A 13,862-nucleotide genomic window follows, 5' to 3' on the forward strand; every position below is an offset into this window, starting at 1 on the left:
CATGGGGGATGACAACGAAGACTTGGTGACCATAAGTCACTTCATTGACCGGATGACTCGTCCGGCCTCGCGCGCCGAGTCGTTCTCGGCCGGAGAGATCCTGGATCGCGCCGCGACACTCCGCGAGATGCGAGCAAGTCTCCCAGCCCACGAACAGGCCGCGGTCCTCGCTCAGCTTCCCCACGGTCACGCCGAGGGGTACGAGTCATTCGCTGCAAGCTTCCAGGCCGGACATGACCGGCTGGCCGGCAATCATCGCCGACGGCTTCAGCTCCTCAAAAGCGCAGAAGTCCTGCCGTACCTGGCGTATGCGGCACTGCTTCGCCAGACAACGAAGACAAACGTCAAGTCGGCCGAGAGCGACCTGATCGCCGACTTGAACCCAGGAGGAGCAGCGGACGCCGCCAAAGCTCGAACCTTGGTTCAGCTGATCAAGGTTCTGCTGCTCCTGTCGTCGGCCGGCCAGCGCACGTTCCTCATCACGGCGACTCCATTGTTGCTCTTCCTGCTGCTCGACTTGCTTCCGGCATTGCACGGCCCTGCCCCATCGGAGGGCGGCAGGCGAACCACCGAGCGTGTCTCACGACCTCCGGGCCGCGACCTTCGATCAAAGCCCCGCGTTGCCAGAGGACCGGGACATGTCGTGCCCCTTGCTGTCCCACGCAGTGAGGGTCGCGTCGGGCCGTGCGCGTTCGGGGGAGCGCTGTAGTCCCACGACCCGTCGTCGACCTTCCTGTTTCAGAAGGGCCACACCGTGGCAGACGACAACCTGATTTCCGCCGCGCACCCGGCTACACCGGACTTGGACGCCCACGCTCGCGAGCTCGTCGACGCAGCACCGCCGCTGACACCCAGGCAGCGGGACCGGCTGGCTGCCCTGTTGACCGCACATCGTCCGCCGTCGCGGCGCCCGCAACCACGAGGGAAGGCGGCATGAGCTAGACACCCGCCGCCGCGTTCGCTCGTTGAGCAGGCCGGTTACAGCAAGTATGGTACCGAGCGTGAAACGTGACGAAGGGGCAGCTGAAGCTCGGCTGGCGATCGTTGCGCAGCAGGTTTGGAGTGGCAACCGGGGTCCAGGTGACTTCGTCGACGCATTCGTGAGCGCGTTGGTCTACGCGCAGCGACCGGAGGAGCCGGCGCTGCTGGTGGCCGACCTTGGCGAACGCGGCAAATGGATGGCCGTCTTCACGACACTCGAACGGCTGGCAGCACACGTGGGCGAGTGCGACTACTTCACTACAACGGGTGCGGATCTGTTGGAACTGGTCCCGCCTGGCGTGGGTCTGATGGTCGACCCCGACGATGCGCATCGCTTCCCGGTCCTGTCTCGGATGGCGCCGCCGGAACTGATCGCGCGGGCATGGGCACACGCGGGAGAGCGGGGACGCAAGGCGGAGTAGTTGCCTGACGCAAGTGACAGAGGGGACGAAGAGGAGTGGATGGTCCAGGCTTTCACGTCGACATCGACGTGCTGGAGAACGCATCGAAAAACATGAGCGCCGTCGTACACGACCAGGACAGCTTCGAGCTTCGCGGACTGTGCGGTGAACCAGGTCTGTATGGCCACAGCGGCGTTCACGACGCACTCGCGGAGTTATGTGGCCGATGGAGTGTCGGGCTCGACGCGCTGTCTGATCGCGCCAGTAACCTCGGGGACCTACTCGGCAAGGCAGCATCCGCCTACCGGGCGATCGAGCACACCAACACAGCGGCTCTGAAGTCCGATCCCGGGTGGGACGCAGTCTCGCCCGACGAGCCGACGATTGGCGCTGTCTGATGGCGGAGCTCGGCCAGACGGCCGATCCGAAGGCCTTGATCCCCGGCGATCCGCCAGCCGTGTTCGAGAACGCCAGAGTACTGAGCGAGCGAGCCAAGACGGCCCACGCGGTCGGGGACGCGCTCCGGCGGATCGACACCGGCGCCTGGCAGGGACCAGCGGCGGACAAGTTTCACGAGGACCATCAGACCGAGGTGCCTCGTTGGGGGCAGGCCGGCGACTCGTTGGACAACGCCGCTCTCGCGCTGACGGACTTCGCGAACTGTCTCTCATGGGCGCAGGGGCAGGCAGCCGAAGCCATCGCCCAGTGGCAGCAAGGCGACAACGCCACCCAGCAAGCGAAGACCGAACATGATCGCGCTGTTGCCGATGCCGACGCGAAGACCAGGGCGAACGCACAACACGGTGACCCGACCGTGGTGCAGGCCCCGCCGTTCACCGACCCCGGCGAGGGCCAGCGCCAAGCCGCGCGGGACATTCTGAACCGCGCTCGGCAGCAGTTGGCGAGCGTAGGCAACCTGACGGCTGACGCACTCCGCTATGAGGGAGCAGTTGCGCCGCAAGACTCCCGAAAGCAGGCCGATGCGAACTTCTTCGGCGGCATCTGGGACAGCATCAAGGGGGCAGGTGAAGGCCTCTACCAGATCCTCGCGGATCCGGCTGAAGTCGTCGCATCGATGGCGCACAACATCGCCCATCCGGTCGACACGTTCAAAGAGATGGTCGCCTGGGACGACTGGGCCAATGGCCACGGCGACCGCGCGTTGGGCAAGATCACCGGCAACATGCTGCTTGGGTTCACCGCGTTCGGCGCGGGAAAGCTGCTCAAGGAGCGCGCACCCGGGCACGGCGAGCACGAGCCCGATTCGGAGCGCGGTATCCCGGGAGAGAGCGGCACCCCGGACGTACCCACCAGCTTCGCGCCTACCGACGTGTCCAAGGTCAAGGAGCATCTTTCCCGGCCCGGTCTTGACCATTTCGGACCGAACGACGTGATGCTGGACCGAATCGGGAAAGCTCTGGCTGAGGGAAAGCCGCTGTCAGAGGCACAGACCAACTTCATGCGTCACGAAACGCTCGAGGCGAAGCTGATGGATGGCGGGATGGGCTACGAAGAAGCGCACGCCGAGGCTTTGCAGACCCATCCTCCCGGCAAGAATTATGATCCTGACGTGATCGACCAGGAACCCCTGTTCGGTCCGTGGTGGCGGAAGATGAACGGGCTGGGACCGCGATGACGATCGTTGAAGTGGAACGGCACGGCCTCGTCGCGATCGGCGAAGGCGATCACCCAGCGGCATACCAAGCCGTAGAGTGGCTACGGTCGTCCCAGCCGGCCATCGGCGCCGTGGCCAACCCTGTCCGGATGCACGTCGAAGTCCTGCGACGGTTCGGTGGTCTCGCTCCACGCGCTCTTGTCGGCGGACAGTTCAAGCCCGGCCAGGGCGACCAGACGCAGTTCGCCGTGGCCGTGGCGACCTTCGACTTGTTCGACGCCGACGAGGAGCCGACCTGCACGAGCAAGCTGTGGAAGGAACCGTTCACTGTAGGGCTGCCCATCGAGTTCGCCCAAGCAGTGTCCAGTGCGCTCAGCGAGGGGCCCGGTCTCCCAGCGGGGACCCTCACAATCGACCGCGCAGGCTTCGACCTGGTCAATTCGTCCGAGATGATCTTCGGGCAGGCGACAGCCGTACTGAAGACCGCCATGGCCGCGCAGCTTTCGGGCCAGGATGCCGACGCCGCAGCCAGGTCGCTCGTCAGCACCTGGTGAGTCCGAGCAGTGCCGGAAGCCACGAAGTGTGCTAGTTCCGCTCCCCTCCCTAATCGCGCTGGCTAGCGACACCCAGTCTCGTCACTTACAGTGATCGCATGGCAGAGGCCGAGCCCGACCATCCCCAGATCACGCCGGAAGAAGTGCTGAATCGGGTGGCTGCGGCGGGCGGGCATCTCCTACTCCAAGACCTGAAGCCCGATGAGCTGAAGGCGTGGCGCCATGCGGCGCGAACCGCCCAGCTTCGGCTGTTGCGTGCCGGAACCGCTCGGCTCAGCAAATGGACATCTGGCAACTCCTTGCGGATCTCCGTGAGCGACCCGACCGCACCCCCGAAGCCACCTCGCCAGACGAGCTCGCCGAAGCCGACGCCCAAGAGCCAGGACCACGGCGACTTCATAGGACGTGACGTCCGGGTTCCGTCGAAGCTGCCCAAGGTTCCTCACGCGTTGGTAGTCGAGATGCAGGACGGGATGGCACGGCGCGATGCGGATCGGTGGCGTCCATATCACTCGCGCGCTTTCGTCCCCGACTGGATACCGGATGTACCGCGGCAGAAGACCGGCCGCATGCTCCGGATCTGGCAAGCGATCCTGGACGAGGCCGGTTTCCGGGGATACCGGGTCCGGATAGGAGGCCAGCGTCGCGGTGAACACGTCACGATCGAGGCAGGCCGAGACGAATTCAGGCTAACCGGCGGAGGCACTCAGAACGGATTGTGGCTCAAGCTCCACCCAGAGGAGGGCTACCGCCGCCAGAAGAACACATTCTGGTCCGATGCCCAGGACCGGCCACTCGAGCAGCAGCTTGGAGCAATGTTCGACCGTCTTGAGCTCATGATCAAGGCCGCCGTCGAGCGCCGGGAGGAAGAGGACCGCCAGGCTGCCGAGCGTCAGCGCCGTTGGGAAGCAGCGATGGCCAAGGCCCGGAAGCAGTTCGCCGAACAACACCGCAAGGACGCGCTGCGCGAACGGATCGACGAAGCAAGAGAGGCCGAGGACATCCGTGCCTATGCCGCAGCGCTTCGCTGCTCCGCAGAGACGGTCGATCCGTCGCGCCGAGACGACGTCATCGCCTGGGCGACGTGGGCGCAGACCTATGCGGACGAGATAGATCCAGTACGAAACCGTGCCGGAACGCCGGCCACGCCGGAACCGGGACGGGACGACCTCGCGCCGTACCTGCACGGCTTGAGCCCGTGGGGGCCGAGCTAACGTGACCACCACTTCTGATTCGGGTGCCAAGGTCTCGGCTCAGGCGGTGTCGCTCTGAACACGCTGGCCGGGGCTGGTTGTGGCGCCGTCGCCTTCTTGGTGGGCTCGGGCGGTAGAACTGGCGGCTCCGTCAAGGGGTCAATCTCGGTAGCACGTGCCCGCGCCCATGTCACCCACTCGTCGTGCTCATTCATGCCGGCCGAGATGAGCTGGTCGCAATGCTGCCGGATCCGCTCCGCCTCACACCAGGCGGCGACTTCAGCGCGCAACGCCTTCGCTCGGTGGTCACGGACGACTCTCGCGCGTTCCGTGGCCTTCCGGTCAGCTTCGCGCCGGTCCTTCTCTTCGATATCTCGTCGAGTGGCCTCCGCCCGTCGCTCGACGTCGTCGAGCACCTGCCCCAACGTTTCCTCGACCTGCCAGCCAGAGCGATCACACCACCGAGCATCAGCTGGTTCGCCCGGGCCGCGCACGTGGAGGACGAGCCGCAGGGTCCACCGAGCAGCACTTTCCTCGGTGACTCGTACGGCGTACTGGAGCCCCGACGCCTCTAGTTTGAGAAGCACGTCGCCGATTCCGGGCACCACCTTGAGTCCGCGACGGCCCGCTTCCTTCGCGAGCGCCTGAGCTATCAAGACCGCTCGACCGCGGTTCGTCGCCGAGGCCGGGAGACGTTCCGGCGCGTCGCGCAGTGACTGAACCGCGGGGTGCGGCTTCGCCAGCGTGGCGGGGATCGGCACCCGATCCCCGTCCGGCCGGCGGTACTTGTCAGCGGGATGCTCGCCGGGCCGCATCTCGATGACGAGGTCTCCACTGTCGCGGCCTCGGTGTAACAGGTGCCACCCTTCGGGGACGTGCTTGCCCTGCCGAACGCGGTGGATCACCCGCCGCCACGCAGCACGCACATCGTCGCTCGGCGACACGATCCGTAGTTCACCACCGGCATCGTCGAGCGCATCGAGGAACTCCTCGACCGTTGACGGCACCGGCGTTCGCGGCCCAGCTCGACGTGGTGAACGTGCCATTCACCCAGCCAACACCAACCAGCCGATCTGCGAAACAGAGCAAAGCCCGACCTGGACGAAAGAGTCCACAGCATCGCGACGTGACACCGACGGAACCAGCCAATCGCGGAGCCGGTGCCGGTCCCTCTCGCCTGCTGTCGCAAAATCTTCCATTACTGGCCTGGTTCGGCAGCAGTACCGTCCTCATCGATCTCGCCGAGATAGACCCCGAACGCGTGATTGGCCTCGTCGTAGATCCTGCGCATGCGATCGAGTTCCGCTGATGTCTGGTGAGGCTCCATCCGAAGGTAGCGTCCGAGCAGGGCGATGCCTTCCCGGCATACTCGCCATACGATCTCCTGGGCGCTCCCGATGACGTACCCATCGCCAAACTGGACCATCAGCCACGCGTCTCGGATGACGCCATGGACTAGTTCGGCGTCCGCTCTTACCTGGGCATTCGTCAAGTACGGAAGCGCCCGTTCGAGGCGCTGATGCTGCTCAAGGACGCCGGGATGCTCCACACTGGCCTGCTGGTTCGACACCTCAGCCGCTTCGCGCGAGTGCCCTTGCAGGAAGTACAGAGAAGAGATGGCCCCGTCGACCTTATCTCGTCCGTGCTCGGCAAGGGCCTGCTCCCGCTCGAATCTGTGCTGCGTATCCTGTTCCTTCTTTGATCGGCGACCGCCCAGCCAACCGCCGAACCCGGCCGTGATCATCGCGCCAACGATCGTTCCCGTTGGTGTCAGCCACTCTGCTGTCATGCCGGTCTTCCTTCTCCTGCTCACTCGAAATGCAGCCGCCTGATTCGGCTGACCGTATCCAACTCCGCATCAGTGGCTTCGACGGACGGCGGCGAACGTCGCCCAGCCCCGCCGACGTTGCGGACCCGCCGGTTGGTCGCGTTGCGGTGGAAGCTAAGAGCCGCCGCTGCGCCCGCTGCTGTGCACCCCAGCGCAAGCTCGCGGACGGGCTTTCTTGTCGCTCTTTGAGGATGTACGCCTGCACGGATTCGCATCCGATGCAACAGCGGGTCGGCAGAGCAAGATATTCCAAAGCGAAACGCTTTGCCCCAGACCGCTCCGCGGCCTGGCAGACTGTCCTTGCGGACATCCCGCACGGCAGTCTCAGGCCGACAGGCCGGAACCGGGACGCTGGGCGGCAAGAGCACCTGGGGATCGGCTCTCAACCCGCACCGAACAGATGACCACAGGACCGTCGGGTCGGCCCACCCGGACCCGACGCAGTCGACATCGCACAGCGGTGTCGCAGGACAGGTGTCGGGGGACACGATGACGGGTGGGAACGCGGGCTACCGCGAGCAGTCGACGACGGGCAAGCGCGAGCCGCGCGGGATGCTCCGCTACAGCGACATCGAGTGGGCGGTGATCGTCCAGGTCGCCGCCCTCGCTGGCATGAAGCCAGCAGCCTGGGCACAACAGGCGGCGTACGAGGCGGCTCTGCAAGCTCACCTCGGCAAGGGGACCGACCGCGGTGCCGTCACCGCGTTGATTCAGGAGTTGCGCGAGCACCGGCGAGTCGTCACCAACGTCGGAGGCAACCTGAACGACGTCGCCAAGGTGGCGAACTCGACCGGCGAGATCGAGAACGCGAACGCGGCTGCGACGGTCCTGCGCCTGGTCGCCAACGTGGTGCGAACCGCGGATACGATGATGAAGGACATCCGGCAACGGTTGCTGCCGTGATCGCCAAGGTCGTGCGCGGCTACCGGCCCGCCGGGTTGATCAGGTATCTGTTCGGTCCCGGCAAGTTCGAGGAGCACAAGACTCCCCACGTCGTCGCGTCATGGGACAGCGCGCCGTGGCTGCACAACCCGAACAAGCTGCCGTCCGTAGAACTCGATGACGAGGTGATCGAGCCCGGAGAGTTCGACTTCGATCTCGGTCCGCTGACCACCACGATGCAGGAGCTGGCCGCCGCTGGGCTGCCGGTGACCAACCCGCCCGCGATCTCATCGACGTGGTCGGACCGGCTGCGCACTGGCGGCGTCCCGGCGGACGCACCGAGTTGGCTGAAACACTACCGGTACGACCGCGAGAAGGAGGTCGTGGCGCGGCGTCCGGGCTACGTCTGGCATTGCCCGGTTCGTCTTCATGGCGAGGACCCGATTCTGCGTGACAAGCATTGGGAGTACGTCGCCGAGCGGTTGATGAAGGCCACCGGCATCCAACAGGCTGGCTGCCGGTGGATCGCGGTGCGCCATGCGGATGACCACATCCACCTCATGGCCACGCTCGTGTCGGAGACCACCGGCAAGCGGTTCTATCCGAAGAACGACTGGCCGAAGCTGCGCACAGAATGCCAGCGGCTCGAGCGGGAACTCGGGCTGGTGGCCACGGCGAGCGCAGACCAGACCGCTCTGAAGGAGCCGACCCGAGCTGAGAAGGGTAAGGCCGCCCAACGCGGCAAGCAGATAACAGCGCGAGAGGAGCTACGCCGGATCGTGGCTCAGTGCGCGGCAACATCGACCAGCGGGAGCGAGTTCCTCGCCGAACTCGCTCGTGAAGGTTTGGACCCGAAGACGACACACGACGCCGCAGGCCGCGTTCGCGGCTACACCGTCGCACGGCCAGGTGACCTGACCGCGAATGGCACGCCAGTCCGGTTCTCCGGGACCAAGCTTGCCGCGGACCTGACGTGGCCGAAGTTGCTGGTCCGCTGGGCAAGCGTGCCGACAATCGAGCCTGTCCATCGGACTGACGACGGACGAGTGTCGCCGGTAGATCGTCGTAACGTCCTTGAAGAGGTCGCGGAGGCCGCCGGCCGAGCCGCTGGTGCGATTCGCGACAGCCACGAGAACACCGAGGGGATTGCCCACGCTGCCGGAGAGGTCCTGACAGCTCTGGCTCGAGGCTACGAAGGATACGAGCCCGGCCCGATCAGCAGGATCGCTGAACGCTTTGACCGCGCCGCCCGCACTCCGCATCGCGTCCTACCGAGCCGACTGGGTGCTGCGGCATTCGACCTGCGGCAGGCCTCCAGTCGGATCGCGGTGGTCGGCGCGCTGTCCGGCCGCGGCCGCGAGAAGTTCGCCTTGCTCAGTCTCGTACTTGCCCTCGCGGGTCTGATCATGGAGATCGCAGCCTGGCAACGAGCCTGTGGCCGGATTCACCAAGCCACGGCCGCGCATGACGCGGCCACAGGCCTTTTCGCCCACGCGCAACCCGGCTGCAGCCGACGCACCGTGCAGCCACCAGCCCAGTCCGTGCAGGTACCCGTCCAGGCAACAGCGCCGGTTCGCGCCGCTACGACCAAGAGCAATTTCGCGCCTTCGCGAGTGGTCCCGCGGCTGACGCCGTCGCCCACTCAGCGAGGAAGGCGACAGTAGTCTTCGGCTGACGCGCTGCGGTGCCCCGCCAGCTGTGGATTCCGGACCCGATGAGCGAAGATGTCGTTTATGACGCGGCTACTGATCCTGGGTGGTTCCTGGTTCCTCGGACGCGCCGTTGCCGAGGCTGCGGTGGCTCGGCAGTGGGACGTGACGATCTTTCGACGCGGCCGCGTCGAGTCCGGCGCCGACCCAGCCGACGTGCGTACGATCCGCGGCGACTACGGCGATCCCCGCGATTTCGCCCGGCTCGCGGACAATGGTCCGTTCGATCTGGTGGTGGACAACCTCGCATTCACCCCGCGAGAGACGCTGGCAGTCACCGCAGCCCTGGAGCCGGTCGCGGCGCGGTACGTAGTCATCTCGTCCGTATCCGCGTATCAGGGATGGCCGACCGAGCCGCTCACCGAGGAGTCGGCCACTCTGGACTGCGCGCCGGACGCCGGCCCCGAACCCGGCTACGACGGTGACCCCGGGCCTAGCACATACGGCTTCGGTAAGGCCGGTTGCGAGCGCGCGGTGCTCCAGAATTTCGGAGCCAGCCGGTCGGTCGTTCTTCGTCCCGGTGTGATCCTCGGGCCTGGCGAGTACGTCGGCCGCACCGCCTGGTGGCTGAGCAGAATGAAGCGCGGAGGTGAAGTCGTCGCTCCCGATAGCCCTGGTCAGCCCATCCAGCCGGTGGACGTGCGCGACGTCGCTGCCTTCTCGCTGGACGCCCCGGCTGGCGTGTTCAACGTGACCGCGCCCGGCACGGACACCATGGCCGACTTCATCGCCGCCTGCGCAAAGTACGCACCGGCGCCGGACGGCACGACGGTGCACTGGGTGTCGCCGGAAGTCTTGATTGCGCACAAGGTGCGCCAGTGGACCGAGCTACCGCTATGGCGCACTTACGCGGGCGCTTGGGCGGTCGACGCCTCGGCGGCACGCGCCGCTGGCTTGGTGACCCGTCCGATCGCGGATACCGTCCGAGACACAGCCGACTGGCTTGCCTCAGGTGGCGAACTGATCGCGAGCGACCGTGCAGCTGAGCTGGGCCTATCCCCGGAGAAGGAGTCTGCGATCCTCGTCGACCACAACTCGCGTTCACACTTCGGGTAGTGGACGTCCTCGTGGCAGCTCCAGAGTCGCAGTTGCCCGAGGCAGAGCGTTGGCGGTGAAGTCGATGACGGCCTCGCCAATGCGTCCAGCTTCGGCAGCGCCTCGATACGGCCGCGTTCCGACCAGACGCCCGAGGTTGCCGAGCCGCTGCGTCAGCGCCTCGGTGCGATGCTCGGCCGGCAGCGCGAACACCTCGCTCAAGGCGTCCTCAGCGCCCGCCAGGTCTCCGGACAGCGCCCGCGCCGTGGACAAGTCGACTTGCGCCGACAACTCACCAGCCCGCCACCGCAGCGACTCGGGCTGCGCGGCGAACGACTCGAGGGCTGCCTCAGCTTCGACTTGGCCGCGGTCACCGTCGCGCAAAGCCACGTAGGCAGCGCCTGCGCACAGCGCCCGGCGCGTCCGGTCGAAGCCGAGTTCGCCGCCTACGCGATCCATCAGCTCGTCACTCCCAGCACGATCCAGCTCATCGGCGCTGGCAGCTAAGTCCGCTGTGACCTCGACGCCGGCGCCCAGGTAGGCGAGCGCCCGCGCCCGGACCGCGAACAGCCGGGCACGAGGTGTTCCGATCGGAGCCTGCTCAGCCGCCGCCGTGGCCACGGTGACGACTTCGCGATACCGGCCACCCCACAGCAGCACGGACATAGTTAGGGCACGCGCCCACGTACACAACGACGGATGGTCAATGACGTCGCCGTAGGTGTACGCCGCACGCGCCAGTTCTTCGGCGGTCTCCGGATGGCCGAGGTCGAAGGCCACCGACGACAGCAGTCCGCATACTTGGCCGGCGATCAGGTACAGCTCGGCTCGCTGGCGCGGCTTGTGGGTGCGGTCGAGCTGCGCATACACGGTGTCGCGAAGACGAACCAGCTCAGTAAGCAGCATCAGCGGCGCGACGGTGTAGTACGCGCGGGACAACCGTCCGGCTTCGGCGTGCAGTGCCTCCATCGCGGCCGGGGCGAGGGCGGCGGCCGAGTCCAGGGCGTGCTCGGCAGACTCGCGACCGGTGGTCATCAGCAATTCCTCCAACGTCGCGGTGACCAAGGTCGAGACCTGGTCGATGGGTCGGCCGAACAGGACATCAACGGACTCACCCCACCAGTGTTCGAGCACTCGGCACGCCTGCGGGCGCGGCTGCCCGCCATCCCCGGCAAGCCACCTCTTCGCCTGCCGAGGCGACACGTGCGCCTTCTCGCCGATCTCGGCGCCCGCACGAGTGAACCGGGCGCAGAAGTCGGACAGCGTCAGATGCTCGACGTGCGCGAGCTGTTCAAGACGGCAGCGCGGTCGTGGCATGGCGTCCTCCATGTCGGCTGCATCCACCGTACGAGTCCCGGCAGCGATCTCGCGCATTCCGCATCAGAAATGACCCGGTAACGGCCCGTAGTGGCCTGTGCTTGACCTCTCGGCGTCCAAGGCACAGTCCCGATGCTCAAATACATGACCGGACAGATACCGACCGTGAGCGCCCCGGCCCCTCTGCTGTGGGTGACGGCGGCTGACGCCGACCACTTGCTGAGTGACGAGGCCCTGGCTCACGGCATGTCCGGACACGCCTACATCGCACTCTGCGGATCTTCGATCTGGCCGAAACCGATGATTTGCCCGCCGATGCCAAGGTGCTCGGCTTGTACGTCGATGGCCAGGCCCGCGCCGCGAACCCCCGTCTGTCGCTTGAGCCTGGTCGATCGATTACGCCGACGGTTCATCATGACTCCGGCCGGTGCGGGTGCCCCCGACCCCGTACCGGCCGGACCCCATCCGCTGGTCACGCGGTGAAGGCCGCCGAGTTGCCCGCGCTTCACAAGCTGGCTCGGCTGCGCGACACCGGCTGGCACTTCCTGCCCGTCATCGATGCAGATGGCGACCTGGTCGAAGTCCACGGCGTCCGCACGTGTCCAGACTCTGCCAGCGCTGACGCCGTCCTAATCCGGTACATCACCGACGCCGCCGGCCTGCGCGTAGACCACGACGGCGGAGTGGTCTGGCATCTCGAAGGTGGCCTCGCTGAAGTCATCGACGGCTTGCTCGCGCTTCCTGCGCCGGGCTTTCCCGGCGCTCCACGACTGGTCCGAGGCACCTCACCAAGTGGGCTATGGCTGCCCTGATCCCCCACGGAGTTCCGCGCCAACCGGCGCGGCGCAGAAGCGACACCCGACCCGAAGGAGTCCCCGTGACCGCTGTGCTGACCGAGCGAACCACCGGCCGATCGCTGGTCTCCCATGAGCTGTTCCAGCGGCTCACACACCGGATAGTCACCGACGACAAGCTGGACCGAGACCTGGCCGAACGCATCGTCGACCAGGCCCTCGCGTTCCTGGCAACCTGCGCCACCAACATCGGCGCGCCTCTCGCTCCAAGTGAATTGGTGGACGTCGGCTGGCACACGTTCCTGCTGCATACCCGCGACTACGCCGCGTTCTGCGAACGGATCGCTGGCAGGTTCCTCCACCACGTGCCCACTGATCCGGGGGATCCGAACGCTCGCGGCGAAGCGGCCCGCGACACTCTCGCACGCACTGTCACATCCATCGAAGCGGCCGGGTTCACGATCGACGCCGACCTCTGGCCGCGGTCAGCCGTCAGTTCATGCACCGGCTGCCACAATGGCTGCCACAACGACCCGCCGCCCGCGCGCCGGTAGAAGGGAATCCGATGGCCCGGAGCACCTGGGACGAACTACCCGCTGGGGTGCGCGCTGCGATCGAGCGGAAAGCCGGTCCGGTGGCTGCCGCCGAGGTCCCCTCGGCCGGCCGCAACTCCGACTTCTCCGCCACGCTGCACACCGCCGACGGCCCGGTGTTCTGCAAGGGCATCGCTGACGCCGAGGGCAAGCGCGGACAGATGCATCGCCACGAGGCGGACATCAACCCGTGGCTGCCCTCGGCCGTGGCACCCCGTCTCCGCTGGCGGACAGAAGCCGATGGCTGGCTTCTGCTCGGCTTCGATCACGTCCACGGCCACCACGCCGGCCTCTCCCCCGGCTCGCCGGACCTGCCTGTGGTTGCCGCCACGGTGAACACGCTCGTCGACGCCCTATCCGAGTGCTCGGCCGAGGCACCCCGTCTGGCCGAACAGTGGAGTCGCCTCGCCGCCTGGCAACGGCTCGCCAAGGCCCCTGAAGCACCGCTAGACACGTGGACGCTCACTCACCTGGACCAGCTCGTCCAGTGGGAGGCCCGCGCCATCGACATGGCCGACGGCGACAGTCTCGTCCATACCGATCTGCACTCGCTCAACATGCTGGTCAACTCGGACCGAGCGCTGGCCATCGACTGGGCGTGGTCACGCAAGGGCAGAGCGGCCATCGACGTCGCGTTCCTGGTCGCACGCCTCGTCGCAGCCGGGCACACGGCGGCCAATGCTGAGCGCTGGGCCAACGCATTGCCAATCTGGCAGGACACTCTGCCAGAAACCCGAATCGCTTTCGCGATCGCGATCTGGGGCATCTGGACCTACCAGAGCAACCAGCAACCACGACCCCTCTGGGATCAGCTCGTACCCGCCGCGCGCGCCTGGTCTCACCACTGCCTTGCCCAGACTCCCCAAGGTCGCATATTTCAGTAACGAATATACTACACTGAGTAGCCGAACCTGCTAACATGCCTAGCGCAGCCAAGGGGGTCAGAAGCTCTTCAGCTCA

The 13,862-nt window shown here is 66.4% G+C and carries 15 protein-coding genes; 11 read left to right on the forward strand and 4 right to left on the reverse strand.

The features are described from left to right. Position 1: 1 nt before the first annotated feature. The 6 genes from ACLJQF_RS07735 (at position 2) to ACLJQF_RS07760 (ending at position 4,765) form a co-directional block, all read left to right on the forward strand. Positions 2-709 (forward strand): hypothetical protein, encoded by a 708-nt coding sequence (locus tag ACLJQF_RS07735; protein ID WP_410607526.1) that lies wholly within the window; start codon positions 2-4, stop codon positions 707-709. Between the two features lie 292 nt (positions 710-1,001). Continuing rightward, on the forward strand, positions 1,002-1,403 hold the full coding sequence (locus ACLJQF_RS07740) for an SseB family protein (RefSeq protein WP_410607527.1): 402 nt from the start codon (positions 1,002-1,004) through the stop codon (positions 1,401-1,403). Between the two features lie 35 nt (positions 1,404-1,438). Continuing rightward, entirely contained in the window at positions 1,439-1,780 is a 342-nt protein-coding gene (locus ACLJQF_RS07745) for a hypothetical protein (RefSeq protein WP_410607528.1), read from the forward strand. Next, positions 1,780-3,018: a putative T7SS-secreted protein gene (locus tag ACLJQF_RS07750; protein WP_410607529.1), complete on the forward strand. Its 1,239-nt coding sequence runs from the start codon at positions 1,780-1,782 to the stop codon at positions 3,016-3,018. The genes ACLJQF_RS07745 and ACLJQF_RS07750 overlap by 1 nt, the downstream gene beginning before the upstream one ends. Then, positions 3,015-3,551: a hypothetical protein gene (locus ACLJQF_RS07755; protein WP_410607530.1), complete on the forward strand. Its 537-nt coding sequence runs from the start codon at positions 3,015-3,017 to the stop codon at positions 3,549-3,551. Before ACLJQF_RS07750 ends, ACLJQF_RS07755 begins: the two co-directional genes overlap by 4 nt. 98 nt (positions 3,552-3,649) lie before the next feature. Then, on the forward strand, positions 3,650-4,765 hold the full coding sequence (locus ACLJQF_RS07760) for a hypothetical protein (RefSeq protein WP_410607531.1): 1,116 nt from the start codon (positions 3,650-3,652) through the stop codon (positions 4,763-4,765). Here ACLJQF_RS07760 and ACLJQF_RS07765 read toward each other — a convergent pair. Then, entirely contained in the window at positions 4,762-5,751 is a 990-nt protein-coding gene (locus ACLJQF_RS07765) for a hypothetical protein (protein WP_410607532.1), read from the reverse strand. The genes ACLJQF_RS07760 and ACLJQF_RS07765 overlap by 4 nt on opposite strands. 191 nt (positions 5,752-5,942) lie before the next feature. Beyond that, entirely contained in the window at positions 5,943-6,533 is a 591-nt protein-coding gene (locus ACLJQF_RS07770) for a hypothetical protein (protein WP_410607533.1), read from the reverse strand. A gap of 528 nt (positions 6,534-7,061) precedes the next feature. Here ACLJQF_RS07770 and ACLJQF_RS07775 point away from each other — a divergent pair. The 3 genes from ACLJQF_RS07775 to ACLJQF_RS07785 all read left to right on the forward strand — a co-directional run bounded on the left by ACLJQF_RS07775 (position 7,062) and on the right by ACLJQF_RS07785 (position 10,219). Continuing rightward, complete coding sequence (locus tag ACLJQF_RS07775) at positions 7,062-7,475, forward strand: hypothetical protein (RefSeq protein WP_410607534.1); 414 nt, start codon at positions 7,062-7,064, stop codon at positions 7,473-7,475. Next, positions 7,472-9,118: a relaxase/mobilization nuclease domain-containing protein gene (locus ACLJQF_RS07780; RefSeq protein WP_410607535.1), complete on the forward strand. Its 1,647-nt coding sequence runs from the start codon at positions 7,472-7,474 to the stop codon at positions 9,116-9,118. The genes ACLJQF_RS07775 and ACLJQF_RS07780 overlap by 4 nt, the downstream gene beginning before the upstream one ends. A gap of 69 nt (positions 9,119-9,187) precedes the next feature. Continuing rightward, positions 9,188-10,219, forward strand: a complete 1,032-nt coding sequence (locus tag ACLJQF_RS07785; RefSeq protein WP_410607536.1) for an NAD-dependent epimerase/dehydratase family protein — start codon at positions 9,188-9,190, stop codon at positions 10,217-10,219. Here the strand turns inward: ACLJQF_RS07785 and ACLJQF_RS07790 are convergent. Both ACLJQF_RS07790 and ACLJQF_RS07795 read right to left on the reverse strand, forming a co-directional pair. After that, positions 10,205-11,527, reverse strand: coding sequence for a hypothetical protein (locus ACLJQF_RS07790; RefSeq protein ID WP_410607537.1), 1,323 nt, complete (start codon positions 11,525-11,527; stop codon positions 10,205-10,207). The genes ACLJQF_RS07785 and ACLJQF_RS07790 overlap by 15 nt on opposite strands. Positions 11,528-11,775: 248 nt before the next feature. Beyond that, positions 11,776-12,102, reverse strand: a complete 327-nt coding sequence (locus ACLJQF_RS07795; protein ID WP_410607538.1) for a hypothetical protein — start codon at positions 12,100-12,102, stop codon at positions 11,776-11,778. Positions 12,103-12,392: 290 nt separating this feature from the next. Between ACLJQF_RS07795 and ACLJQF_RS07800 the strand changes: the two genes are divergently transcribed. After that, on the forward strand, positions 12,393-12,863 hold the full coding sequence (locus tag ACLJQF_RS07800; RefSeq protein WP_410607539.1) for a glycine-rich domain-containing protein: 471 nt from the start codon (positions 12,393-12,395) through the stop codon (positions 12,861-12,863). 11 nt (positions 12,864-12,874) lie between these two features. After that, the gene (locus ACLJQF_RS07805) at positions 12,875-13,786 is read left to right on the forward strand and encodes a phosphotransferase (protein WP_410607540.1); all 912 of its coding nucleotides are present in this window, start codon (positions 12,875-12,877) and stop codon (positions 13,784-13,786) included. Positions 13,787-13,862 lie beyond the last annotated feature (76 nt).

This window comes from Amycolatopsis sp. lyj-109 (genome assembly GCF_046548995.1).
In the GTDB taxonomy this organism is placed as follows: domain Bacteria; phylum Actinomycetota; class Actinomycetes; order Mycobacteriales; family Pseudonocardiaceae; genus Amycolatopsis.